Below are 26,804 nucleotides of genomic sequence, written 5' to 3'. Positions count from 1 at the left end.
TAGATAGATCACTAAAGCGTGTACACCACACGAATCGCCAGCAATATCAATACTACGCCGGATAACTTATCAATTAACCCCGCTTTTTCTCTCAACTTAGGCAACACACTCGAGTGGGATAGCAATAAGGCTATCAAGGTGTACCAAAGACCATCGACCACTAACGGTGTAAAAACAATTAATGCTTTAGCCGTCATGCTGTCGGCGACCATCACAAATTGGCTGAATAACGCAAGAAAAAATAGCATTATCTTAGGGTTGAATAAAGAAATAGCAATACCATCACGGGCTGCGGTTAAGGTATCTGTCGCCTCCCCTGCAGCCAATTTAGCTTGCATACCGCCATTGGAACGCAGCGCTTGAACTCCCATCCAAGCAAGGTATAAGGCACCGAGAATCGCAATGCCATTAAAGACTAAGGGCGCCTTTTTAAGGACTACGGCTAAGCCCAGTAACGTCACCAGCGCATAGATCCCAATCCCTATCGAGTGTGCCCAAGCACAAACGATACCCTTTCCCCGCCCACCACCTAAAGTATGACGTACTACCATAGTCAAACTTGGGCCCGGCGACATAGCCCCCAAACAACAAATAGCCAATAAACCTAACCAAGTACTCCAACTCATTGATGACACCTTTCGCCGAATAAAAATGCCCACTGCTGGGCCTTAAACTTGCTTGCTATTCTAACATCGCGTCATCAAGGCGTTAACGCTAATAAATCCATTTTCAATAAATGAACAGTCATTTAAGAGAATCCCAAACGCGATAATCCCATAAATTCACACTGATTTAAGCCGTTAACCGCTAAGATTAGCGTTAACCTAAGTCTTTATAGCCAAACCTTAATACCTAAGCCTTCATCGCTATTATCACAAAGGCGATTCTCAATCAGGAAATTTTATGAACACTATAACGCTGATCAGTATTTTTATTCTTTGCCTATTAATAGGTGCGATCTTATTACTGCTTTGGCAAAGACAAAAAGGTAAAACCATACCGCTGACGGTGATTTTTGTGCTGGGATTTTTCGCCTTAGGACTCAGTGCTATTATTGGATTTGTGCACAAAAGCGAGGATTACCAAGCCTATCAAAAACTACAATGGCACACCTTAGCCCCAGAGAAAATCGCGCCTCTGGTTGCCCAAGGCTATACCGTCTTTGTCGATATTACCTCTGATTGGTGCACCATCTGCCAAACGAATAAAGCGGAAGTCACCCACAGGGAGCAAATTGTAAATGCCTTGATGGCCGACAATATCATTCTGATGCAAGGTAACTGGAGTGAGGCGAATAAAACGATTGAAACCTATATGCGCCACGAAGGTGTGCCCGGCACGCCCTACAATAAAATTTATGGTCCAAACGCCCCCAATGGAATTCTCTTGCCGTCAAAACTCAGTATGAGTGATGTGTTAAATGGTTTAGTTGCCGCGCAAACGAATCGTAACTAAGCACTAAACCATATTTAGGACGAGTCAAATACGAATAAAAAAGGCTGCATTGCAGCCTTTTTGCTTACTTCACTTCTATTTATAAAAGCCAAATTTCTTGAAAGGTGGGTTAGAAATCGCTTCTATAAATTGGCTTACTCATTAAAAACGGTAATTCACTCGACCATAGTAGAAACCGCCGTTGTAATCGAATGGCCCACTTTCATAGTAAACGCCACCAAGTTGAGAATAAGCGTAATCATCGCCCACTTTCAGCTTTTGCGCTTTTTGGTCGAATAGGTTATTCGCCCCTACTGCCAGTGTTAAGCCATCAAGTAATTGATAGCTCATTTCAAGATCGACGGTCACTGCAGCATCAGCCATTTCAGAGCCCCAATCAGAGGTATCATCAGCGTGAGTCGCATAGTACTCACCAAAATAGTTACCACGCAGTGACAGGGTTACCTTGTCCCAAGACTGTGCCCAAGTTAAGGTGGCACGATGTGCGGGGATACCATCTTCTAAACGGCGAACTTTACCCGCATCGGTCGTTTTAAGATCAAACTTATCAACGCTGGTATCGGTCCAACCATAGGCAAGACTGAACTTAGCATTACCCGACAGGATTTCTGCATCATAGGAGGCGACGATGTCGATACCTTGAGTCGTAGTATCAAAGTCATTGGTGTAATAGCTCACGCCTTGGATTAACTCAGGGAACTCAACGCCAGCTGCACGTAAGGCATCATAATCTTTAGCTTCAACATCAATCTTACTCGACTGCGCAATACGGCCCTCTACGCCAATGTTGTAATAATCGACCGTTAAGAAAAAGCTTTCGTATTCATATACAGCACCTAACGCATAGCTTATTGACTCTTCAGGCTTTAGCACTTCTCCGCCATAGAATGCCGCAAGCGGATCGGTTGGGGGGGCAATAAAGGTCTGGATCAGTTCACCTTCGATAATCGATGTCTGCGTGTTGACGACGTTTTCTTGGCCCACGGTTGGTGCACGAAAGCCGGTGCTGTGTGAGGCGCGGAACGACAATTCATCCGTTGCAGAATACTGCAACGTCAATTTGTAATTTAACGTATCACCAAAGGTTGAAAAGTCTTCGTAGCGCAGTGCTAAACCGAGTAACCAGTCATCACTTAAATAAGCTTCTAAATCAGTATAAATACCTATGTTATGACGTGAGTTTTTACCCGCAGACTCTGGGCCAAAGCCTTTAAAACCATGCGCACCAATGTTGAAACCTTGACTAGCATAAGGGCCAGCAATCCACGAGGCTTCATCACCTTGAGAAATCTCAAACGACTCATTTCGCCATTCAAAACCAGAAGCAAAACTAATGTCTTCAATGCCTCCTAAGGTTATGAAGCGCGAGAAATCGAGGTTAACGGTAGTTTCAACTTGCTCATAAGCTCCCGTATCGAAATCCGTCGGGGTATCTAATCCCAGTGATGGATTCAACGAATTTTTAAGACCAAAACTGGCTTTGTTCGCCCCCGTACCAGCACTGAAATCATAATTCCATTCACCGATATCGCCTTTTACACCTGCGAAGAAGGACATATCTTCAATGGTGCCGGTGAACTGTGGCGTATAGCCACCTGGAAATATCTGGTTCATAGCAAAGCAATTTGGGTCGGCAACCATCGCCTTGTATGCATCAGTGTCGAGTACGTTGCCGTCACTATCAGGAATACCGTCGTTATTTGTATCAATTTTAGGAATAGGCACTGCCGCACAAGTCGTTTTATCACCATTAACCGCGCCCACGAGTAAATTCTGACCCTCGTCATTGGAATACACGTTGCTACGATTTTGCGGGTAACGATAATAGAAGCCTCCCACGGCATCGCGGGAAGACAGATTACCAAAGGCATAGGCATGCATGTTGGCATTAATGTCTAAGCCTGAGTTGATGAACACTGAATAGTCATCATTAATTTCAGGATTACCCCACACTTGAGCGGGGTCATTGATCGCGGTATTACCCTGCTCGGCTAAGTTAGCCGCATCAGGACGCTGCACACTACGGTTAGTGGAGCCAGCATTTTTATACTGGAAGCTTAAATTGACGAAGCCATTTTCAGTCACAGGTAAACCGACATCCCCTTCGACCGTAGTTGTAGCACCATCACCCTCGTAATATTCTCCTTGGGTCACAGTGATGGAACCACCCTCGGAATTATCTTTTAAAACAAAGTTCATGACTCCGGCAATCGCATCCGACCCATACTGCGCCGCAGCGCCGTCGCGTAACACTTCAACTTGCTTTAATGCAGAACCAGGAATAACTGAGATATCAGGACCTTGAGCGCCATCGTTAATACCACCACCTTGAAACGCAATCACAGATGCACGGTGACGACGCTTACCGTTGACTAGCACTAGCGTACTGTCTGATGGCAAACCCCGTAAATTAACGGGACGAACTAAGGTTGCTGCATCACTGATCGGTTGAGCGCGTGAGTTAAACGATGGCACCGAAGTCACTAACATATCAATCATGTCAGTTGAGCCATTTTTTTTAAGGTCGTCACTACTAATAATATCAATAGGAACGGGAGAATCGCCGATTGAGCGTGGCGCAGCACGGGACCCTACAACTGCAATTTTTTCAACGTTCTCATTTTTAACAGCCGTCTCATCTTCTTCTGCTATTGCCTGCGGACTGATTAAACTACCAGACAAAGCTAGAGTAATCGCCAAACTCACTGCACTTAATCCAAACTTCTGCTTCTTTGAGGTCATCATATTCATCCCAACTGCTTATTATTTTTAGAATACCTGACCTGCTTTGTGCGATTCTCGTCCCTAAACCTTGCTACCACGGTCAACGCAAAATCACATTACACAAACATTTTTATAACACAAATTAAACAATATCCAATGTTAAATCAGACTTTTGAATGAATATTAGTCATTTATCTTTTATATCAATTTCTTAGATGAAAATATTTTTTAGAGTATGGCACCAAGTAAAATGTACTCGAACGGCAAAAAGTGTGAGCAGAAAAATCACCAAAGAAAAAATGCTTAAAGGGCATAATCAAAAACACGATATATCGCGTCACAGTACTTAAGGTATACTCAGAAAATACCGCCAAAACCAGAGTAAGACAGATGACCAATAAGATTTCAGTCAATAATGAAAAATCGATAGATAAGCATTTCTTACCGGAAAACCAGTTACTGCTCAACGCTGTCGGCGAAGGTATTTATGGATTTGATTTAAGCGGTAATGCGGTGTTTATCAATCCGGCAGCCGAACGCATGACGGGTTGGAAGAATGAAGAGCTACTCGGTAAAAACATCCATAACTGCCACCATCACAGCCATGCAGATGGCAGTCATTATCCCCAAGAGGATTGTCCGATTTACAACACCTTAAAGGATGGGATCACCCGAGAAATCACCCACGATGTATTTTGGCGTAAAGATGGCAGTAGCTTCCCCGTTCATTACAGTTCCACCCCTGTTTACCGTGACAATCAACTGATTGGCGTAGTCGCGATATTTCGCGACATTAGTATTCAAAAACAAACAGAGCAGTCATTACGCCAAGCCCTAGCCCAAGTACAAGCACTCTCGGAGCGACTCGCCTCTGAAAATCATTATCTACAGGCAGAGTTGGCAGACAAAACGGGTGATGTGGATATTTCGGGTGCCAGTACAGTGATCCGCCATATGATCCAGCAATTGCACATGGTGGCCAATACCGACAGTACTGTGCTCATTTGTGGTGAAAATGGCACAGGAAAAGAACTCGTTGCCCGTAACTTACATCAGCTCAGTCGCCGCAAAGATAAACCCATGATCAGTGTCAACTGTGCCGCGTTTTCGGCATCTTTACTAGAAAGTGAACTCTTTGGTCACGAGAAGGGGGCATTTACTGGCGCCACAAGCCGCCGTAAAGGTCGCTTCGAACTTGCTCATCAAGGCACACTGTTCCTCGACGAAGTCGCTGAACTCAGTTTAGAAGCCCAATCAAAACTACTGCGAGTCATCCAAGAACAATCCTTTGAACGTCTCGGTGGCAGCGAAACCATTCAAGTGGATATTCGCTTAGTCGCCGCCAGTCACCACGATTTACTCAAGCGAGTCGAACAGGGATTATTTCGGATGGATCTCTATTACCGCTTGAATGTATTCCCTATTCAAGTGCCACCACTGCGCGCGAGGATCGAAGATATTCCCGAACTCGTCAGCCATATTCTGCACAACTTGAATCGTAAGCTAGGTAAAAAAATTCGTGGAGTGAGCCAAAAAGGGCTACAAAAACTCATGGCTTATACTTGGCCGGGCAATGTGCGCGAACTGCAAAATATCCTCGAACGCGAAGCCATTCTATCCCAAGGAGATATTCTGCAGATCCACGCTATGCCGAGCAATAATCCCTTAGCTCAAACCCAAGGGCAAACCTTAGCGGAAGCGGAAGCGCTGCATATAGAACAAACCCTTAAGCGCTTAAACTGGCGCATATCCGGCCCACTCGGCGCAGCGAATGTCCTCGGTGTGCCCGCAAGTACACTGAGATCGCGAATGAAAAAATTGGGGATCCAGCGTCAATCGAGTGAAATCTAATTCAAAACGAGCACACTAAAAACACGATATATCGCCAATGTGTGATATATCGTGATCCGCATCTAGTTCCAATCACAAAATAATTATAAATATCATGATGTTGAGCCAATTAAAACTTGGCCTAGCGCTTGCTATAGGGAGGCGAATCTTATTTAAGCCGTTAGGACCCTTTATGCCCAAGAGCGAAGTTACCCCAAATTCTCCAAGTGTAAATAAGAGTGTGGGCGCGAAACCTGCCTCAGTAGAGCTACACATTCCGGTTAAAAACCTCTCTACTGAAACCGCAGCAAAAAGTCGTCTCCCCTCTGGCAATATCCATTTTCGTGAGCAAAAAGGTGATTTTCAGCGCCTGCGAACCATGATGAATAGCCTATTGATCGTGATGTTTTTCGCCCTGCCGTTTATCTCTATTGATGGCCGCCAAGCAATACTGTTAGATATCAGCCAACAACAGTTTTTTTTCTTTGGTATCACGCTCTGGCCACAGGACTTTACGTTGCTGGCATGGATTTTTATCGCCGCCGCCTTCGGTCTGTTTTTCATTACCGTATTTTGGGGCCGTGTTTGGTGCGGTTACCTTTGCCCACAAACAGCTTGGACCTTTATCTATGTGTGGATAGAAACGCGCATCGAAGGCAGCAGTAATAAACGTAAGCAGCTCGACAAAGCCCCTTGGACTAGCAGTAAAATCGGTAAAAGAAGTGCAAAACACTTACTTTGGGGTCTAACAGCTCTGCTCACTGGCTGTGGTTTTATCGGTTATTTTATTCCCGCCCGCGAACTTTATGTGGACATCTTGACGGGTAATGCCAGCTTCTGGGTGACAAGCTGGGTGTGGTTTTTCGCCATTTGTACTTATCTCAATGCGGGCTGGATGCGCGAGCAAATGTGCTTACATTGCTGCCCCTATTCACGTTTCCAAGCTGTGATGTTCGATGCCAACACTAAAACCGTGACCTATGATGCACAGCGCGGTGAAGCCCGTGGCCCTCGCAAACGTAAACAAGAGAACAATCACGATGACCATACTTTAGGTGACTGTGTTGACTGTAATTTGTGTGTCGAAGTTTGCCCAACAGGGATAGATATTCGTAACGGCTTGCAATATGAGTGTATTAACTGCGGCGCCTGTGTCGATGCCTGTAATGAGACTATGTTGAAGTTCGATTACAAGCAGAATCTTATCGGCTATATGAGTGAAAATGATCTTAAGGGAGTGAATTACTCCTATTGGCGCTCGCCGCGTTTCTTAGGCTACGGTGCAGCGGTCATTATCATGTTTATCGTCATAGGGTTAGACTTAAATAGCCGCAGCGAGATCCAGCTTAACGTGATCCGTGATCGTCAAAGCTTGTACCGTGAAACCTCGGATAATAAAGTTGAAAATACCTATCAGCTGAAGATCCGCAACAAGACACAAGATACTAAGCAATATCAACTCGCCGTCGACAGTGAAATGCCCTTTAGCTTGATTGCCGATCCTATTATTACCTTGGCAGCGGGTGAACAAGTGGACTATCCCGTCACAGTATTAGCCGATAAGGATGCCATCCCCTCGGGGCGCAAAATTATCCAATTCTCGGTGACGGATGTTAAACAGCCAACACAACAAGTGAGCCAAGAAACCGGATTCTTCAGTCCTTAGCACTAAGCTTTTAGCGCTTAATATGAGTTACCGTAACATTGGTCATCATCAAATTAACTAGCCAATCGGCGCTTGAGGAATCAACTCAAGCGCCGGTTAAAGGCAGATATTCATCCCCAAATGACAACCTGATCTTTAACGTCTCATACATCGGAATAAAACCTTAAACACCTACAAAGCTGAAATTTCTCCCCGTTAAACGGCGCATAGACAAAGCAAATTGAGCAGATTCAATCTTAATCCTTAGAAACATAACGGTTACAAATTTTAAATTGTCTTTCCTTCAACTCTTATTTAGGTTTTGTGGTTCATTAGATAACTAAGCTTCTAAGATAACTAAGCTATAGTTAAACACTCAGCTTTAGAGTAAAAATACTATTTGTTACATAAAGATACCGTTATTGGCATAAAGATGTTTTTCGCGATAAGCATTGACCTCTAGTGCTAACACCCTCTAATCTAAACACCTGTTTAACTCCAAAATAATAACAACTAATAAACATCATCTTTGAGGTAGTTCAGCATGGCATACGATCAAGACTCTCAACTCAAACTAAACTACTCATCACTGGTCGATCTGATCGAGAAAACCAGCCTGCGTTACGGTGATAAACCCGCCTATGCCTGTCTCGGTAAAACCAGCAGTTTTAACGAGATAGAACGCGATTCTCGTTACTTTGCCGCCTATTTACAAAATAAGACCACACTCAAACCGGGCGATCGCATCGCCATTCAATTGCCTAATATCACCCAATTTGTCATCGCGGCCTACGGCGCAATCAGGGCTGGGCTTATCCTTGTTAACACTAATCCCCTATATACCGAGCGTGAGCTCATCCATCAGTTCAATGATTCTGGTGCCAAAGCGATCGTGGTGTTATCCGATCTATTACCGACCTTAGCCAAAGTCATCGACAGCACCAAAATAGAATATGTCATTTCAACCCACCCTTTAGATTTGATCGATCCGCACGTACAGCCTAAGACAGGCCTGAAGAATGTGGAGTTTTGCCAAATTTTAAAACAAGGCGCAGAACTCCCCTTTAGCCGATTTATCTCAAATCTCGACGACCTCTCGGCGTTGCAATATACGGGCGGCACCACTGGATTATCTAAAGGTGCTATGTTGACCCACGGCAATATGCTCGCTAATGCGGCGCAGGTAAAATCCCGCATCGCGAGCGTGATCACCGAAGGGGAAGATATCTTCGTTGCACCGCTACCGATTTACCATATTTATGCATTTATGGTGAACTTAGTGCTGTATTTCGAGTGTGGCGGCTGCTCGGTATTAATTCCAAATCCACGGGATATTAGCGGCTTAATTAAGACACTCGCCAAATATCCCTTCACTGGATTTGCAGGACTCAATACTCTGTTTGTCGCCCTATGCCATCAACCCGAGTTTAAAGCACTCGACTTTAGCCATTTAAAAATCACCATCTCGGGCGGCACAGCACTGACGGCCGCGGCGGCCAACATTTGGCAACAGACGACAGGCAACATGATCAGCGAAGGTTATGGCCTATCTGAAACTTCGCCGGTGATTTCACTCAATGCACCCGGTTATCAAAAACTAGGCACTATTGGTAAACCGGTGATTGGCACTGAGGTTAAACTCTTAGATGAAAACGACATTGAAGTGCCCTTAGGTAAGGCCGGAGAATTAGCCGCACGCGGCCCACAAGTCATGCGGGGATATTGGAATAATCCGCAGGAAACCGCTAATGCCATGACTCAAGAGGGCTTCTTTAAAACTGGGGATATTGCCATAGCAACAGCAGAAGGTTTCCACCAAATAGTTGATCGTAAAAAAGATATGATCATAGTCTCAGGTTTTAATGTCTATCCCAACGAAGTGGAAAACGTCCTAGCGAGCCACCCTAATGTGATCGAATGCGCCGTGGTGGGAGTAAAAGATGAACACTCGGGTGAAGCGGTTAAAGCCTTTATCGTGCTAAAGGATGATAGCCAAGATCATCAACAGGCTAAAGAGGCCATTCTAACCTATTGCCGCGAGCAGTTAACCGCCTATAAATTGCCAAAAATCATTGAATTTATGGCGCAATTACCTAAAAGTACCGTAGGTAAAATTCTGCGCCGCGAGCTAAAAGATAAAGCTTAAAAAACGCATTTAAAGACAAAGCTAACCCAGTGAGCTAGCTTAAGCGTTTTAGCTAGCGACTGGGTTTTATTTTACCTACACGGTCTCATTCAAGGCGCTGGCATTGGCCTCTTCGGTTAACAATTGCAGACTGGCAAATTCACGATATAACGCATTAGATTGCATTAACTCTTGATGGCGACCGCAGGCGACAACCTCACCCTTATCAAATACAAAAATCCTATCAGCATTAATTACCGTCGATAGACGGTGAGCAATAATCAAAGTCGTTTTACCCGCCATCAATACGTCCAACGCTTGCTTCACTTTCTGCTCGCTCACCGCATCTAAAGCGCTGGTCGCTTCATCGAGTAACAATATCGGTCTGTCGGCTAAAATCGCCCGCGCAATGGCAATACGTTGTTTTTGTCCACCAGAAAGCCGCACGCCACGCTCGCCTAAATAGGTTTGATAACCTTCAGTAAACTCGCTAATAAACTCGTGGGCACGGGCCGCAATACAGGCATCTATCACTTCTTGCTCGGTGGCATCGACTCGACCATAACGCACGTTTTCAAGTACGCTAGTCGCAAAAATCACCGAGTCCTGCGGCACTAGAGCAAACTGCGACCGCAACTCCTGCGGAAGAAGATTAGCAATATCAATACCTTCCAGTCGAATACTGCCAGCGCTAGGCACATAAAAGCGTTGCAACAACTGGAACAAGGTACTTTTACCTGCGCCACTTGGCCCCACTAAGGCGACCCGCTCACCCGCAGCAATGCTCATATTGAGCTGTTTTAGCACTAAGGCATCATGCTCTGGATAGGCAAAATTGAGCCCTTCAATCATTAACTCGCCACTGACCTTGGCGGGTAAACTCACAGGATGAGTTGCAACGGGAATATCCACTTGTGTTTCAGCCAGTTCGATTAAACGTTCGGCGGCGCCAGAAGCCCGCTGAATTTCGCCTATCACTTCGCTAATCGTCGCTACTGCGCCCGCGACCATCACAGCGTAAAACATAAAGGCAGATAACTCACCGCCCGTCATCTTACCCGCCATCACATCGTGGGCACCGACCCAAGTCACCATAGCAATTGCGGCGATACTTAAAAACATCACGGTTGAGATCAATAAGGCACGGTAACGGATCCGGCCACTGGCCGCAGACATGACATCTTCGACGCGGCGATTGAACAAGCTACGGTCTTTATCTTCATGCCCATAGGCTTGCACCGTATGGATTTCATGAAGCGTTTCATCAACATAAGCGCCGAGATCGGCAACCCTATCTAGGCTTTCTCGCGCCAGCGTACGGACTTTACGGCCGAAAAAGATCACCGGCCCTAACACTAAGGGCACAGCCAACAACACCAGCAATGTCATCTTAACGCTAGTGATACCCATCATAACTAAACCACCAAGCACAGTTACGCTAGAGCGCAGCGCCATGGACAGACTCGAACCCACCACAGTTTGTAACAAAGTAGAATCGGCGGTAAAACGGGAGATCACTTCACCGGTGCGTACCTTAGCGTAAAAGGCGGGAGAAAGTTTAAGCAGTTGATTGTAAACCGTTAGACGAATATCGGCGCTGACCCGCTCACCAAGCCAAGTCATCAAATAGAAGCGGCAAAACACAGCTGTGCCACTGACGGCGGTAATTCCGAGCACTAACAGTATGATTTCATTCAGCCGCTGCGCATTATCCCTTACAAAGCCTTCATCGACCATCAAGCGCACACCTTGGCCCAATGATAGCCAAGCGAGTGACCCGATCATCAAGCAGATAATCGCCGCGACAACTTTCAGTTTGTAGGGTTTAAGAAACCCCATAATCCAAGGCAATACCGATCTTTGCTGCGCCGAGGTCCATTTAGCCTTTGATTTATCAGCGCTTGTTGTAGGCGTGACTGGAATTAACTTTTCGGGCAATGGCTCAGCCCCCGCTTTAATGGGTTCAGATGATTTGGCGAGTTCGGTTGTCGGCTCGGTCACGGGTAGCATCCTTGAGGTAGGTAAGGCAATTCAAATATAACATCAGCATGAATTGGATCATCTGCAGCCGTTAACCGCGCAGCATGACTTAAAGCATATAAGTGAGATGCTACCTCTTGCAGTGGAATTCAAGGGCTGTGTGGTTTTACTCAAAAGAAAAGCATAAAAGAAACCCGCAGCGAGTGCGGGTTTGTTTTATTGCCATCGCTTAGCGCGACTTAAGCGACTTGCTTGTTTTCCGGCGTTTTTGGCGTGCCGTGGTGGCCATCGCGCTTCCAATCCACATCTAACAACTCTGCGCCGCTCAGGCTAAATGCTTGGCCAAAACCTTTGACGTAAAGACCCTGATGGGGCGCGAGCTTATATAAGTTAAAATCGGTTAACGCCGCAAGGTTATCGGACATTTCGCCAAAACGTGCCGATAACACACCAACACCTTTGCTGAAGGCGGGCGTATCGCGGGGCACTGCCTCGGCAATCGCATCGAAGGTTAAACGCTTGCGGGCAAAAACCGATTTGGCCGCAGTTTCATCTTCAACTAACATCACAGAGACCTTAGATGAGTGCTTTAAATTATGACCGTGACGGGCTAAGTCACTCACCAAAATATAAAAACCATCATCGGCCAGTGCGAAGGGCGCATAGCTCGCATTCGGCTGGCCATCTGTACCAATGGTGGCCAGTTGTAAGGTCTCGCGCTGCTGTTTAAAGGCTTCGATTTCGGGTAAGAGTTTGTCTCTTAAACGTTGTTCTTGTTCGGTAATTTCAGGCTTCATTTGCTGTTTTCCTTAATACTTTTGTTAATGCTCAATTCAGAAGTGTGATTGCACCGAGGCAAAGGCAGTCGCGAGCGCTTTAAATTGGCGAACTTGCTCAGGAAACAGTGCTCTTTGTTTATCACGACCTAAATACACTTTGAACACTACCTCACCTTCACTGCCGAAAAAGTTAATCGAATGGCTCTCGCTGCCTCTAAAAGGTCTGCTGATCAAGGCGATACCACTCATTGCATCCAATTTGAGATGACCATGCAAACCGTCCCCCTTGCTGTAGAGGTTGTAATAACCGTGGGCGTATTTTCCCTCGGGGAAATCCCCTTTAAATTCAAATACGCTGCCAGATAACATCACAATAGTGGTTAACTTTCCCCATTTGGGTAAGGCTTGCAGTAAGGTATCGAGCTGAGTTAACGGAACAAACACCACTTGTTCGGGCGGCAGCGCTGCAACCACTTCAAGCTCGGCAATGCCTAATTCACTGGCGAGCTGTGCTGGCATTAAATCAGCTTGTTGTTCAAATCGTTGTCGCAATTGCGCCTGTAGCTCACTTAGCTGACGTTGCTCAGAGCTTAAATCTGGCGCGACATCGAGCTCGGTATCGAGTGTCATCTTCATTTTACTGTCTCCAGCGGTAGTGACTATTAGGTGGCTTAGAACATATAGCGCGCCGATAACTTCATATTACGACCCGGTTGATACAAGGTTTGCCACGCTTGTTGATACTTCTCATCACCGATATTTTCGATTGCGAAATCCACTCTCACACCCGCCATCGCGCCCATAGTCGGCTCCCACGCAACATACACATCCCATAGGGTGTAATCGTCATATTTCGCCACTTTAAAGCCGTCAGGCGTATTCGACTGCGTCGCCACATAAGTGACGCGAGTGCCGAGTTTCATGTCACCTTCCATAATGCCTTGGGATAAATCGATATTGAACTTATTGGCGGGTATACCTTCTATGTCATCGCCCGTTTGACGATCTTCGCCATGGGTTTGGCCGTAATTCATCGCTAAGCGAGTTTGGCCAATACGGTAACGACCGCTAATTTCAAAACCTGTTAAACGTGCATCTTCAACGTTATTCCATGAGGTCGTTTGCTCGAATCCAGGAATGCCACGCCAAGGATTAGACACTTGCTGCACGATAAAATCGTCCACATCGTTACGGAAAATGTTAAACGTTAACGCCAGTTCATCATCACCCGCTAACTCACTGAAACGTAAGTCCGCTTTGATTTCTTTATTGCGCGCAGTCTCTGCTTTTAGATCCGAATTCACCGCGAAGGTGTTACATAAACCTTGGGGTAAAAATCCGGGGATTGGCGGGATGCAATAGTGGGTACCACTGGAGAACATTTCCTCTACCGTAGGTGCGCGGAAAGCTTGATCGTAACGGGCACTTAAGGTCAACCAAGGCTGAGTCTGCCACACCAAGCCAAGCGATGGTGATAACTCATTGTCATCTGAGGATAAGTTGAGATTATGGCTGTCATTTTTAAAGCTGTCATAACGCAGACCCGCATCAAGATTTAACGTCTGAGTCAGCTCGATATCCGCACGCGTAAAAGCGCCCCATACTGTGGTTTCGCCATCGATATTCTCTGGACGCTGGCCCACTTGGCCCGAATCATCACGCGTCGTTTCTATAGTATCGCGAAAACCATCGACCCCGTAGGTCAACAGAGTATTGCCTAAACGCGAACTGTTATTAAGGTTAATCCCCACAGTGCGGAACTCAGTACTGTCTTGCTGACCTTTCGTAATACGGTCTTCATCGTAATCGGTACTGTTCCAATACACTTGCATCTTAGTATCCAGATACGGGTTATTAGCAGGATTGAGACTATAGTTTAGGGTGAGGTTTTGATCGTCAGTCTTGCGGCGCACCAAAGGCACTGAACTACTCACAGCAGCAGAAGGATTGCTAGGTACTAATTCATTGTTTTTGCTGGCTCTTGCAGATAACTCTAACCGTGATGCCTCGTCGGCTTGCCAACCGAATTTAGCTAAACCACTGCTGCCTTGGGATGCACTGTTATTTAGAGTTTCGTCATTACCGGTTTTTATATTGTTTGAATCGTAATAGGAACCATTGAGTAACCAATCGATGCTGTCTTGTTGACCATAGATAGCGCCACTGGTTTTAGTGCGGGAGCCATTGGTCTCATAACCTTGTTTGAAATAGCCACCAAAGGTCTCGTCTGGTGCTAAAAAATCTTGTGCCGACTTAGTATTCTGCGCTACGACGCCACCGAGGGCACCACTGCCCCACAAGCTACTGGCAGGGCCGCGCAGCACTTCGATGGATTTGAGCAACTCTGGGTCCATAAAGTAGGTACCTCTGTGACCAGAGCTGGTATTTTGTCTTGCGCCGTCAATTGTTTGCAACACACGATCGCCACTTAAACCACGGATTTCAACCCCTTGAGATGAAGCTCTTGGGCCATTGGTCAACGTAATATTCGCCTCATTTTTAAGGGCATTGGCAACTGATGATGCTTGGGCGACCGTAAGTTGCTCTTCATCCACCACTGCCACGCTACGGCTGGTTTCGGAGGCTTTTTCACTAATGCGTGTTGCACTCACTAACACTTCATCAAACTCTGTTGTGACTAGTTTTTTATTCGCATCCTGTTGAACAACAGGCTTAACACTTTCCTCTGCCGCTAACGTAAAACTTAGGGCCGTACCACTCAGTGCTATCGCCATGGCGATCACTAACGGCTTTTTTTTCATCTCTTCATCCTCAAGTGATATTCAGCTGTTTCCGTACAATTTATTACTGAGCCTAGACTCTCTTTCCAGACGCCAATCCTTTCGAGATTGAGCCTCTTCCAGATCGAGCCCAAGGCAATCAGTACCCATAAAGTAGGATAAATCGTCGGTTTAGCTGCTTTTTTAAGCGCTCATTCGAGCTATTGCAGGCACTCTACCTGAGATAATAAAATATATCAAATGCAAATCATTATCATTTGCGATCTTGTTTATATTGAGATATCTTAATTAGGAAAATGGCTTTCATTAGAAAAAGAGGTTGCTGTGACACCAAAACGATATCTTGCCTTTGGCGCGTTAACGGTTGCCATCCAGACGGGTGTTATCGCCTCACAACCCGCTATGACTATGCAGCCAAGCGCCCAATCATCGAGCGTAAACCAAGCATCACTCACTCCCAGCGCGAATACTGTCACCCTTAATTTTTCTACCGCGACTAGCGCTACAAGCAACACGAGTGCAGAGCCCATCAAGCAAACAGACGCCAAAGTAGCCACTGTGAACAGTACAGTGCAAAAAAACAGTACAGCGCAAAAAGTATCAACAGCAGAATCTGTCGATAAGGCGGTTATCCCGAAAACTAAAGCTGATCAACGAATTGACAGCCAACTCGCCAAAAAATCTTCAGCAACAAAACCCACGGCTAACAATCATCCGAATGCGGACCCTTTAGCGACGAACGCTTTAGAACCAAGTGCTTTAAATTCAAGTGCTTTAAATCCAAGCGTTTTAGCACATAAGCGACTCGAACAAATTGAACATCAAACAGAACCCAAAACTGCACAAATGGATTTAATCACTAACGCAGCCGAAGTTGATGCAAAAGCGACCCCAAATGTGGCCAGTGCAACAGCTGACAGTGCCCAAACTAACATAGTGGAATTAGCCAAACCGCTGTTCGCTGCAGCACAACCGCAACCGACTTATCCAAAGATAGCGCGTAAAAAAGGGCTAGAAGGCACCGCAACCATAGAAGTGATGTTTAACGAACTTGGTGAGCAACTGGCACTGACGTTAGTAAAAAGCTCAGGGTTCAGTCTGTTAGATCAAGCCGCGTTAGATGCAGTTGAAAACTGGCAATTTGCGGCGCCAGCGCAAAGGCTAGCGAGTCATTATAAGGTCAGAGTGCCTATTCGCTTCGCGCTCAACTAACAGGCCCAATGTTGCCACTGAAAAATTAGCTCGTGGGAAGTTAGCTCGTAGGGAATTAGCCACCGCACAACTAGCCTGATTTTTGTTTTACTAACTTACATATAAAACTACTTTTTAATAGATTGGAGAGGCTTAATGCCCGTAACTGATTTTTCAACCCTACAGACTCAACTCGGCGTGCTCACTTGGCCATTGTTGTTATGTGCTTTTTTAGCTTTGATGATCTGCCTTGAACGTAGCGCCTTGTTTTTGCATCAAACTTTGCTATCAATCTGGCCCAAAAAACAGGCCTGGGTAAAAGCATTGCGTCAATCAAGCTCAGCGGCAACCACTGAAAACGTCAGCGCGCTGCTAGCGCAAACCAGCGCACAGCAAGATTTACTCGCCCGTGGCGCGACCTTGTTACTCAAACAAGTCCACCAGCCAAAAGTGCTAAGGGAAGAATTACTCAGTCTGTGGCTCAATAAGCAACAACGCGACTTGCAAGCCGGACTCAAGGTTTTACAAGTGATTGGCATCATTAGTCCACTACTCGGTTTGCTCGGCACAGTATTGGGACTCATCGAAATGTTTGCCCAACTCGGGCAATCACAAGGCCCCGTCACTCCAGCACAACTCAGTGCTGGACTGGGCCTTGCGATGAACACCACAGCTGCCGGACTCATGATCGCCGTGCCCGCCATTACCGCCGCCCATCTTTTTGGGATCTGGGCTCAAGGCCAATGCCTGCGTGCTGGGCATGTGCTCAATCAACTCAATCTCTGGTTAGCGGGTATCGAAGATATTTCAATTGATGCCAATCATTACCATGCATTCACCCGAGTCAGTAAAACCAGCGTCGAGCAAAAATTAGCATCCAAGCCCCATACTCAAATTGAGCCACAGACATGATAAGTGCAGAGAAACCATTCTTATCGCAGGCTGGCATTGCTTCGCCTGAGCAACTTCCGAGCCTAGATTTAACCGCGTTAATCGACATTATTTTTATCGTGCTGGTGTTTTTACTGCTGACGGCAAATAGCCAATTATTGAGTTTGCCGGTAGATGTGCCACAAAGCCCAAGCTCGGCCATCACGGTAATCGACAACAAACAAACAATTGCCATCAATATCATGGCAACAGCGCCTTATTGGGCTATTGATGGCAAAGAGTTTGATGACTTAGCCACTTTTACCACTGCATTTACTGCACATTTTCAGACTATGCCGAAGGCGACGGTTGTCATTGCCGCCGACAAAGCCGCGCCAGTGGAACCTTTGATGCAACTGCTTGCACTATTGCAGACGCAGTCCATCAGTCAGACCCAAATTTTGATGGAGCACTAGCGTATCCGAACCCGCCATTTAAACGAGAAAGCAAAAGTCTGACATCAAAAAACGGCATCTAAGCCTGTGGCGAACAAGTTGTATTAGGAGTTTAACCATGTTGTTTCAAGCAACTAAAATACCAGTAAACAAAGGTTCCATTGCTCAACGTTATCAACATAGACGCACATATAAAGCATTGAAAAAAATTATTTTTTTCACGTCAGCACTTACGACCTTACTATCCTCAAGCGTTTTTAGCGCTGAACTGAGTGCCGAGCCAAAGATAAGACTCGTGAGTGCGGGTACAGGAGTCACAGAGCTCGTGCTCGCCCTCGACGCAGGCAATGAGCTAGTCGCCATCGACTCCACCAGCTATGTGCCTGAAAGTTTGAGCCATGTGGCTAAGCTTGGTTATCACAGAATGCTCTCCGCCGAAGGCATTATTGCCCTCTCCCCAACGCTGGTTGTCGGTTCAGATGTGATGGGACCCGAAACCACACTTAAGGTATTAAAACAGGCGAATATCCAAGTCGTGCAATTACCCGCAACAAATGATGAACCACAACTGATGAACAATGTGGATACCTTAGGTCACTTACTCAATCGCCAAGAACATGCGGTTAAATTAAAACAAGATTTACATCAACAACTGCAAAGCTTAGCGGGTAAAAAACAACAAGTGCGCGATGCGGGCTCTCAGCCAAAAATTCTCTTCATGCTGTTACAAGAAGGCCGCGGTGCACGGGTTGGCGGTAAAGGCACAGCCGCAGATACTATTATCGAGCTGTCTGGGGCACAAAATATCGCCGAGTTTGATGGCTACAAAAGCATGTCTCAAGAAGGGATTCTGTCCTTGCAGCCCGACATTATTTTGCTGTCAAAGCGTAGCGATAAACCCACAGATCAAACTAATGCACAAATTGCTCAAGAACTGTTGAAAGAGATGCCACTACTCGCCCATACCCCAGCAGGTGAAAACGGCCATATTCAAACACTAGCACCGCAAGCCCTTCTCGGTGGTTTAGGCATCAGTGCCATAAGCGCCGCGGATACGCTCGCCAGCACATTGCTCAAGCAAAACCATTAACAAACGCAGCGATGAGTACAGTTAGCACTAATTAACCCCAGATAAAAATAGAAAGGATATTTGAGATGTTCCTCAACCGCTGGCTCTGGCCGAGTCTAGTCACACTGTTAGCCCTAAGCGGCTTACTCTCGGTCAGCACTGGCCCCGTTAGCATCAGCTTTGTCGACGCCCTAAATGCAGTGTTCAATTGGGCTACCCAGCAAAATATCGGCAATATTGCGCCCCACGAGCAACTGGTAATCAACAATGTACGCTTACCACGGACATTACTGGCGTTAGCAGTAGGCGCTACGCTCGCACAGTGCGGCGCGGTAATGCAGGGGCTTTTTCGCAATCCCTTAGCGGATCCCGGTATTATCGGAGTGTCATCCGGCGCAGCACTTGGCGCAGCCATCTGTATCGTGCTGCTACCCAACGCAAATCCGTTGATGATCCCCATCAGTGCGTTTGCATCGGGATTAGTGACCACCCTTATCGTCTACCGACTCGCCAGCAACCCAACAGGTACATCGGTCGTATTATTACTTTTGTCGGGTGTTGCCATAGCTGCGCTGGCAGGCGCAGGAATAGGTGTTCTCACGTATCTTGCCAACGACATGGCGCTACGTGACTTAACCCTATGGCAAATGGGATCGATTGCAGGTGCGCAGTGGCTATATGTCAGTCTGTGTCTTGTGACCTTAGCGCTACTGAGTTGGCGATTTCACCAAGATGCGGCGGCACTCAATGCCTTGCTGCTTGGCGAATCCGAAGCACGCCACTTAGGGATAGATGTCGATAGGCTCAAACTTAGGCTTATTTTGCTTTGCGCCTTAGGGGTTGGCGTAAGTGTAGCTGCAACAGGAATTATCGGCTTTATCGGCCTCGTCGTACCGCATTTAGTGCGCATGATGTTAGGGCCAGATCATCGCCAACTGCTGCCCATCAGCGCACTTTTAGGTGCAGCCCTATTGGCATTGGCCGATATCGGCGCGCGCGCTTTTTTACCGCCTGCCGAGTTACCCGTTGGACTCGTCACCGCGCTCATCGGTGCGCCTTTCTTCATCTTTTTACTACTGCAACAACGCAGTAAGCTAATCTAAGCGAGTTTTTATGGCTGCAACATCCTTTGTAAATCAACCATCACAATCGACAACTTATTCAGCCAAGGCGCAATTTGATCGCACCGAGCTCAGCATTTGTCAGCTCGATGTCAACATCGGTCCAAAAACCGTGCTCAGTGATATTAATGTACAGTTTCAATCGGGTGCAGTAACCGCCCTACTCGGCCCAAATGGTGCGGGTAAATCCACCCTGCTTAAAGCCCTTTGCCAAGAAATTAGCACACCAAGGCAAAGTATACGGTTAGGCCATAGCCAGCTGGCGGATTGGCCTAGGAGCGAGTTGGCAAAATCCTTAGCTGTACTGCCGCAACACGCCAGCCTCACCTTTCCCTTCACTGTGTCAGAAGTCGTAGCAATGGGCTTATATCCCTTAACCATCAGTAAGATAGAAGGTGATGCGTTAGTTGCAGAGCAACTGGCGCAAGTGGGCTTAACCCATCTGGCTAAGCGCAGCTATCCAACCCTCTCTGGCGGCGAGAAACAGCGAGTCCAACTCGCCAGAGTCTTGACTCAACTCAGGCAATCGCCGTTTCCGCCCGTACTATTACTGGATGAACCAACATCAGCGTTGGATCTTGCCCAGCAGCACAGAGTACTTGAGTTAGCCCAAAACTTAGCTCACCAACAAGGCTACACTGTAATAGTAGTACTGCATGACTTGAACCAAGCCGCGCGCTATAGCGATCAATTAATTGTGTTAAAACAAGGGCGAATCGTCAGTGAAGGCACGCCATCCGATGCTCTGTCGGTTGATACCATTAGGGAAGTATGGGACTACGAGCCCGTATATATCCCCTCCCCACAGGGTGGACATCCACTGATTTTTTAATGGAAAGAAGATATTCATCTTACGTTTTTGAGGTCTAATGTGGGTATAATCGCTGCGTTTACACTTTAGCTATCACCTTTTAGCCACAGCCGCATTAATTTAGGCAGAGCCCAGATGAAACCCACTATCTCGACAGAAACTCAACAAGAAGCAATGGTCGCAGCCAAAGCCACCCAAAAGCCGGGCCAAACCAAAGAGCAAACTAAACTCATTGCCCAAGGGATAGAAAAAGGCATAGCTGAATATAAAAAGCTACAAAAAACCAAAGCTCGCGAACGGGATAAAGCACGTAAACAACAGTTGAGAGCAAAATCTCGCACAGTTAATGATACTGATGAACTAGAGGATTCAGACGAGTTATTCGAATCTCAACGTCAGTTCACCACCGCGACTTGGATTGCCATAACGCTTTTACTATTAAGTTGGGTAGGGTTTGCCGCATATATCTCTGCAGATTAAAGCTATGATTTATATATAAAAATTAAGACATCCATATATCACTTGTTAGGCAATATCCTCTAATACCTTACACACATCATTAATTGAAAAAATATTACCGTTAAGGCTTGCTCGGTCTTTTGATATATTCAGAACGAGCCTGAATACGTTGTTCGCATCAGGATAACGGGCAAGCTTTAAAATGATGTCATCACCACTTTCTTCTGCAGACCGAAAATCCCAGCCCTTCCCAGATAAATCAAAAAGCACTTCCGCCGTTTCAGTATTGATTAACACTGGCGCATAAACCCAATGCGACATTCGCATCTCACTGGGGTTGATATCCAGTGTTAACTTACCATTTTGAAAAAACAGCTTAGTGTCCATAAACAGTCCCTGAGTAACAAGTTTCACAAGCGATAGGCCGATAGCTTGTATATTGAACCCCATATCCATTTGTTGTCCATACCGCATCACTTCTAACACGAACCGTTTACGCTCATTACCATCAGGCAAAACCGTTAAACGCTTAAGCGAAAAAAAGACAAAAAAAAGCCTGCTCAATGAGCAGGCAAAGACATATTTCAAGCGTCCCTTTCGGGGAAGTACATTACCGCGCTAGCGGGAAAAACCTGGCATATTCATGCAAAAACATCAATATGCTACTTGAGTCTAAACACGCCAAAAAAGGCGATACAAAGGTTGATGGATGATGGAAACTTAAACTTTAAGGAGGGTTAGGCCTTAAAGCTCATGGCGAATAAACCGCCACGCAAAACATCAGTGTTAAACCAAGTGTTTTGCCAATAAATATGGTTGTTGCCTGTATAAGACATAGTCAATACTCCTAAATTAGTTGTGATTAAGTACTCTAGTGAAGCTTGGCTCGGTTCCTTGGAACTAGAGATTCTCATATCCGTTGAGACGACTTGTCACTCAGGTCCTTGGAGAAAAATATCCATCCTGGATAGACTAGAGAGGAAAGGCATAGTGCCTAATCCACGAAAACAATTATATGGATTTGTAGTTTTATTACAACCTTTATTTGTATTTTTTTTGATTAAGGCTTTTTAATGTAATTAAATTACACAATTATAGTGAGGTTAATGGCGACCTGCTTCACAGAAAAACAGAAATAACCCTGTAAATATCTAATAAATAAGATATTACAGAATTATTTCTATTTGTTACTAGGGCGTGTTGACGTTTCGAGATTAAATTTTGTTCGCTCTGGCAAGCTCGTGATCGCGAAACGAGGAGTGACGTGTAGTTATTCTACTCAAATGACGAGTGACAAAGAGCAAGAGCTTGCCAGACGAACCCTTCGGGCAGCGTTTGGCTGGCATTTCTGCTGCGTTATCGCCCGTTTATGTAGAATAACTACACCGCACGGGCTTTACCTTGCATAAAAGCCAGCCAACTCGCTGCAAAAATAACCCTGAAACGTCAACACGCCCTACCCGTTAGCGATTGATCAGATATTGATACAAGCCCACCAGCGGACTCGCTGTAGGTTTGCCGTAGAGCGGATCACCTTCTGTTGCACTGCCTGCAATATCTAAGTGTGTGTAAGCCAAGGGAATAGGGGCATTAACCCCATGATCAAATAGCCCCGACGCTTTCAGTAAAAACGCCGCGGGATACTGATGTCCACGGGCGGTAATCGATGATGGCGCATTATTGGAAGATAATATTTCAGCAGCGCCTGACACATCGCGGATCTTAGCGAAGTCTTCATGGCGTAATGTAGACACTTCAAAGGGCTCACCCCATTGAGTCGCCTGCTGCTGTAAAGTGACAGCGCATTGCTGTGAACTTGCCACTGAGTTTTCCACCGCCGCAGGATAACTGCCATAACAACGTACGACATGACCTGTGAGTGTTGCTACCGAAAACATCTCAGGCTTCACCGCCGAAACGGCTTTGATGCGTAAATGGCTCAGTAAATCCGCCAGCACTAAGCGCCCTTCGGCATCCGTATTACCAATTCGTACCCGCACACCCGCATGGCTCGTAATAATTTCATCGGTCACGAAGGCTTCGCTGCCTATGCTGTTACGCACTAAACCTAACTCGGCAATCACTCGAATACCTTTAGGCTTTAGCATTGACAGAGTTTTAAATAGCCCCGCCACGGCAGAAGCGCCGCCTTTATCACGACTCATACCCGCCATAGCGCCGCCGACTTTCAGATCGGCGCCGCCGGTATCGTAAATCACGCCCTTACCCGCAAACAGGAAAGTGCGAGTCACTTGACCCTCTGGCAGATACTCTAGTTTCACCACGCGAGGCTGATGACGACCGACGGCAAAAGAAGAACGCGCCACAGCACTGAGTAGCGGATAATCACGCTCTAAAATATCTCTGTCTTCTACCACTGCGGTTTTGATCACGCTGCCCGCTAAGGATTGCAGACAATAATCGGCAAAGGCTTTAGCCGACATGCGCTCAGGTTCAGTACCACACAAATCCCGCGCTAATACGCGGCCAGCTTCTAAGGCATTGAGCAAATTGCTGTTATGGGTTGATGAAGATAATAACCCGATGGCCTCAAATGCAGGTGTTAAGCCCGTCGCTTCACGCAGCTCTAAGGTTTGCCACAGTTCTTGACCGCAAGCTAATGCTGCGACTTCAGAGGCAAAACTAAAACGTGAGTCCTTCGATGGCACTACATATAACAACGGACGTTTTGCGCCTGCGTCTTTTGCAATGGCAATCGCCGCCCTTGCAGCATTAGCATAGACTCGCACGTCCACATACTCGTCATTCACTTGGGTGACAGGGGCAATGATCAAACGCCCTCCCGCAAGCCCTGGGGCAAACAGTAATGTCGGGCTCTTACCCACGCGCTTATCCACGTGGGCACCGTGCTGAGCCAATAAACCTATCTCATCAAAACCGATAGAATCCAGATCGGGCGTCACCACCACAACCGCATCCCAGCCTTCACCATCAAAAATGGCATTTTCTGCTTTTACATCAACGAAGTTAACTTGAAACATGACCCATCCTTTTTCATTATTGTGCCTGCATTATTCCCGCTCTATCGCTTAATTACCAATCTAAAAGTGGTACCGACACTCCCAGAAAAAATCGAACTGGAAACTTTGGCTGCCAGCTCACCAAAAGCCTGTGACGCTGAGATTATTTGGCTGCACAGAATGTGGTAGAATGGCCGCAAATTTGCCCTATACCCACAAGACCTTATGAGGGACACTCAAGTGACAGCCTTAAGTCAGTTATACCCGCAGCCATTATGGCAATGGTTCGAACAAATTTGCGCGATTCCCCATCCATCTAAGCATGAGCAAGCCTTAAGCCAGCACATTCAAGCGTGGGCTAAAAGCAAACAACTTGCCGTCGTTGAGGATGCCGTTGGCAACGTGATCATCCGTAAACCTGCGACGCCGGGTATGGAAGATCGTAAAATCGTGGTTATTCAAGCCCATATCGATATGGTGCCACAAAAAAATGCCGATAAAGTGCATGATTTTACTAAAGATCCTATCGAAGCTTATGTCGATGGCGATTGGGTTAAAGCCAAGGGCACAACCTTAGGTTCAGATAACGGTATTGGCATGGCATCGGCTTTAGCCATTTTAGGCTCTGATGATATCAAGCACGGCCCATTAGAAGTGCTGCTGACGATAGATGAAGAAGCGGGCATGACAGGCGCCTTCGGTTTACAGGCGGGCATGTTAGACGCTGACATTCTGATCAATACCGACTCAGAACAAGAAGGTGAAATCTACATGGGCTGCGCCGGCGGTGTCGATGCTCAAATCACCCTGCCTATGGTGTGGCAAGCCTCTGAGCAAAGTTACTCAGCCTTTAGCCTGCACTTATCTGGCTTAAAAGGGGGTCACTCTGGGGTGAACATTCACTTAGGTCGTGGCAATGCCAACAAGCTATTGGCGCGTTTCCTCTTTGAAAACGCAGATGATTTAGCGTTGGAGTTGACCCAATTTAGCGGCGGTTCACTACGTAATGCGATTCCACGGGAAGCCAACATCAGCTTTATGTTGCCAGAAGAAAACGTCAGCGCCTTAAACGAAAAAGTCGCTGAGTTTGAAGCGCTTATCCGCACCGAATTAGCCATTGCCGATCCCGATATGCGTTTAGTGTTAAACACTATCCCAACGCCAAAACGTGTGATGAGCGAAAACAGCCAAAATACCCTGATCGATTTGCTGCATGTGTGTCCGAACGGCGTGATCCGCATGAGTGATGAAGTCGAAGGTGTGACTGAAACCTCACTCAACGTTGGCGTTATCAACACTAACGATGAAGAAGTCACTATCCTGTGCCTTATCCGCTCGCTGATCGATTCTGGCCGTACTCAAGTCGAAGGCATGTTAACTGCGCTGACCAACTTAGCCGGAGCCGATATCGATTTAAGCGGTGCTTACCCAGGCTGGAAGCCAGATAACAGCTCACCTGTAATGGCAATAGTGCGCGAAACCTATCAAGACATTTACCACAAAGAGCCAGTGATCATGGTGATCCATGCGGGTCTCGAGTGTGGTCTATTCAAGAAACCCTATCCAGACATGGACATGGTCTCGATTGGCCCCACCATTCGCTATCCACACGGTCCAGACGAAATGGTAAACATCACCACAGTCGGCCAATATTGGACATTATTATTAGCCGTACTCGAGCGCATTCCAGTCAAGGCTTAATGTTCTAACCTTACCCTAGCTCACTCAATTCAAGGCCATATCTGCTCAAGTCAGATGTGGCCTTATTTTTTACCGCGGATTCTATTTGTGTAGAAATGCCATCGATAAAATTTTTATGAAAGAACTGAATAACTTGAATTTTCTACTATAGTTGTTCTGTCTGACCCTAACGTATTTTTGCTTATCGCGCTTTTAGAGATAACCGCTTTCCCCTTCAATACTGTGACCTTAAGGAATAGAGATCATGAAATTTGGTAAAATCTTGTCAGCCGCTGCACTACTGCTCAGCAGTAACCTCAGTTTCGCCGAAGAAGTCCCCAAAGCCGTTATAGACCTAGCCGATTCACTGATGCCATTAGGCAGAGAAGTGGTACTGGTGAATGCTGTTAAAGCGCAAAATGCCCAAGGCAAAAGCTTAGATTCAATCAAAACATTAGATGAAAAATGGATTGCCACCGCAGGTATTGATGACTTTATGTCATCCCTGATGAACAACGAAGCGGCTAAGTTTCTCACGACCTTCGAAGCCAGCAAACCTTACTACCAAGAAATTTTCCTCATGGACAATCAAGGCGCGAACGTCGCCATGATCAGTAAAACTTCAGATTATTGGCAGGGTGATGAGGATAAATGGCAAAAATCCTTCGCCAATGGCAAAGGCGATAAACACATAGGTCCGGTCAAATTTGACGAGAGCTCCCAAGCCTATCTAGTACAAATTTCTATTCCAGTGATGGATGGCGATGCTGCAATTGGTGCTATCACGATTGGGATCAACCTAGATCAATTTGGACTCTAATTACCAGAGAACGCCAGTGATGGGCTGCATCCTCTTACCACAGAGGTTATTGCGGCTCTCACCTTTTC

At 46.3% G+C, this 26,804-nt stretch carries 21 protein-coding genes; 13 read left to right on the top strand and 8 right to left on the bottom strand.

What is annotated here, in order from left to right; translation table 11 throughout:
- Positions 1-11: 11 nt before the first annotated feature.
- Positions 12-626, bottom strand: a complete 615-nt coding sequence (locus L5M37_RS10735) for a LysE family translocator (protein ID WP_105250002.1) — start codon at positions 624-626, stop codon at positions 12-14.
- Positions 627-903: 277 nt separating this feature from the next.
- Here L5M37_RS10735 and L5M37_RS10730 point away from each other — a divergent pair, with 277 nt between their 5' ends.
- Complete coding sequence (locus L5M37_RS10730) at positions 904-1,455, top strand: thioredoxin family protein (protein WP_263200440.1); 552 nt, start codon at positions 904-906, stop codon at positions 1,453-1,455.
- A gap of 141 nt (positions 1,456-1,596) precedes the next feature.
- Here the strand turns inward: L5M37_RS10730 and L5M37_RS10725 are convergent, their stop codons facing one another.
- Positions 1,597-4,200 (bottom strand): TonB-dependent receptor plug domain-containing protein, encoded by a 2,604-nt coding sequence (locus L5M37_RS10725; RefSeq protein WP_263200486.1) that lies wholly within the window; start codon positions 4,198-4,200, stop codon positions 1,597-1,599.
- Positions 4,201-4,569: 369 nt separating this feature from the next.
- On the opposite strand from L5M37_RS10725, the gene L5M37_RS10720 reads away from it, so the two are divergent.
- The 3 genes from L5M37_RS10720 to L5M37_RS10710 all read left to right on the top strand — a co-directional run bounded on the left by L5M37_RS10720 (position 4,570) and on the right by L5M37_RS10710 (position 9,800).
- Complete coding sequence (locus L5M37_RS10720) at positions 4,570-6,030, top strand: sigma-54 interaction domain-containing protein (RefSeq protein ID WP_105250005.1); 1,461 nt, start codon at positions 4,570-4,572, stop codon at positions 6,028-6,030.
- 172 nt (positions 6,031-6,202) lie between these two features.
- Entirely contained in the window at positions 6,203-7,675 is a 1,473-nt protein-coding gene (ccoG, locus tag L5M37_RS10715) for a cytochrome c oxidase accessory protein CcoG (RefSeq protein WP_263200438.1), read from the top strand.
- A 523-nt stretch (positions 7,676-8,198) separates the two neighbouring features.
- The gene (locus L5M37_RS10710; protein WP_113939890.1) at positions 8,199-9,800 is read left to right on the top strand and encodes an AMP-binding protein; all 1,602 of its coding nucleotides are present in this window, start codon (positions 8,199-8,201) and stop codon (positions 9,798-9,800) included.
- Between the two features lie 75 nt (positions 9,801-9,875).
- Here the strand turns inward: L5M37_RS10710 and L5M37_RS10705 are convergent, their stop codons facing one another.
- The 4 genes from L5M37_RS10705 to L5M37_RS10690 form a co-directional block, all read right to left on the bottom strand.
- The gene (locus L5M37_RS10705) at positions 9,876-11,780 is read right to left on the bottom strand and encodes an ABC transporter transmembrane domain-containing protein (RefSeq protein ID WP_263200436.1); all 1,905 of its coding nucleotides are present in this window, start codon (positions 11,778-11,780) and stop codon (positions 9,876-9,878) included.
- A 218-nt stretch (positions 11,781-11,998) separates the two neighbouring features.
- The gene (gene hutZ, locus L5M37_RS10700) at positions 11,999-12,556 is read right to left on the bottom strand and encodes a heme utilization protein HutZ (RefSeq protein WP_028761546.1); all 558 of its coding nucleotides are present in this window, start codon (positions 12,554-12,556) and stop codon (positions 11,999-12,001) included.
- Between the two features lie 36 nt (positions 12,557-12,592).
- Positions 12,593-13,174 carry a heme utilization cystosolic carrier protein HutX gene (hutX, locus tag L5M37_RS10695; RefSeq protein WP_263200434.1) on the bottom strand — a complete coding sequence of 194 codons (582 nt, stop codon included), beginning with the start codon at positions 13,172-13,174 and terminating at the stop codon, positions 12,593-12,595.
- A gap of 35 nt (positions 13,175-13,209) precedes the next feature.
- On the bottom strand, positions 13,210-15,300 hold the full coding sequence (locus L5M37_RS10690) for a TonB-dependent hemoglobin/transferrin/lactoferrin family receptor (RefSeq protein WP_263200432.1): 2,091 nt from the start codon (positions 15,298-15,300) through the stop codon (positions 13,210-13,212).
- A 303-nt stretch (positions 15,301-15,603) separates the two neighbouring features.
- Between L5M37_RS10690 and L5M37_RS10685 the strand changes: the two genes are divergently transcribed.
- From L5M37_RS10685 to L5M37_RS10655, 7 genes are all read left to right on the top strand, one after another.
- Entirely contained in the window at positions 15,604-16,491 is an 888-nt protein-coding gene (locus L5M37_RS10685) for an energy transducer TonB (protein WP_263200431.1), read from the top strand.
- Positions 16,492-16,626: 135 nt separating this feature from the next.
- Positions 16,627-17,382, top strand: coding sequence for a MotA/TolQ/ExbB proton channel family protein (locus tag L5M37_RS10680; RefSeq protein WP_263200429.1), 756 nt, complete (start codon positions 16,627-16,629; stop codon positions 17,380-17,382).
- Entirely contained in the window at positions 17,379-17,816 is a 438-nt protein-coding gene (locus L5M37_RS10675; RefSeq protein WP_113939885.1) for an ExbD/TolR family protein, read from the top strand. The genes L5M37_RS10680 and L5M37_RS10675 overlap by 4 nt, the downstream gene beginning before the upstream one ends.
- Before the next feature lie 97 nt (positions 17,817-17,913).
- Positions 17,914-18,885, top strand: a complete 972-nt coding sequence (locus L5M37_RS10670; RefSeq protein ID WP_131523861.1) for a hemin ABC transporter substrate-binding protein — start codon at positions 17,914-17,916, stop codon at positions 18,883-18,885.
- A gap of 65 nt (positions 18,886-18,950) precedes the next feature.
- Positions 18,951-19,967, top strand: coding sequence for a FecCD family ABC transporter permease (locus tag L5M37_RS10665; protein ID WP_219250304.1), 1,017 nt, complete (start codon positions 18,951-18,953; stop codon positions 19,965-19,967).
- Positions 19,968-19,977: 10 nt separating this feature from the next.
- Positions 19,978-20,817, top strand: a complete 840-nt coding sequence (locus L5M37_RS10660) for a heme ABC transporter ATP-binding protein (RefSeq protein WP_263200428.1) — start codon at positions 19,978-19,980, stop codon at positions 20,815-20,817.
- 114 nt (positions 20,818-20,931) lie between these two features.
- Positions 20,932-21,276, top strand: coding sequence for a DUF2956 domain-containing protein (locus L5M37_RS10655; RefSeq protein ID WP_263200426.1), 345 nt, complete (start codon positions 20,932-20,934; stop codon positions 21,274-21,276).
- Between the two features lie 45 nt (positions 21,277-21,321).
- Here L5M37_RS10655 and L5M37_RS10650 read toward each other — a convergent pair whose 3' ends face one another.
- Positions 21,322-21,843: a hypothetical protein gene (locus L5M37_RS10650; RefSeq protein WP_263141641.1), complete on the bottom strand. Its 522-nt coding sequence runs from the start codon at positions 21,841-21,843 to the stop codon at positions 21,322-21,324.
- Between the two features lie 875 nt (positions 21,844-22,718).
- On the bottom strand, positions 22,719-24,257 hold the full coding sequence (locus L5M37_RS10645) for a leucyl aminopeptidase family protein (RefSeq protein WP_263200425.1): 1,539 nt from the start codon (positions 24,255-24,257) through the stop codon (positions 22,719-22,721).
- Positions 24,258-24,476: 219 nt separating this feature from the next.
- Between L5M37_RS10645 and L5M37_RS10640 the strand changes: the two genes are divergently transcribed.
- Positions 24,477-25,937 (top strand): aminoacyl-histidine dipeptidase, encoded by a 1,461-nt coding sequence (locus tag L5M37_RS10640; RefSeq protein ID WP_263200424.1) that lies wholly within the window; start codon positions 24,477-24,479, stop codon positions 25,935-25,937.
- A 244-nt stretch (positions 25,938-26,181) separates the two neighbouring features.
- On the top strand, positions 26,182-26,736 hold the full coding sequence (locus L5M37_RS10635; protein ID WP_028761558.1) for a cache domain-containing protein: 555 nt from the start codon (positions 26,182-26,184) through the stop codon (positions 26,734-26,736).
- Positions 26,737-26,804 lie beyond the last annotated feature (68 nt).

The organism is Shewanella sp. SM69 (assembly GCF_025653985.1).
GTDB lineage: Bacteria > Pseudomonadota > Gammaproteobacteria > Enterobacterales > Shewanellaceae > Shewanella > Shewanella oncorhynchi.
This window is presented reverse-complemented; position numbering and strand designations above follow the sequence as displayed.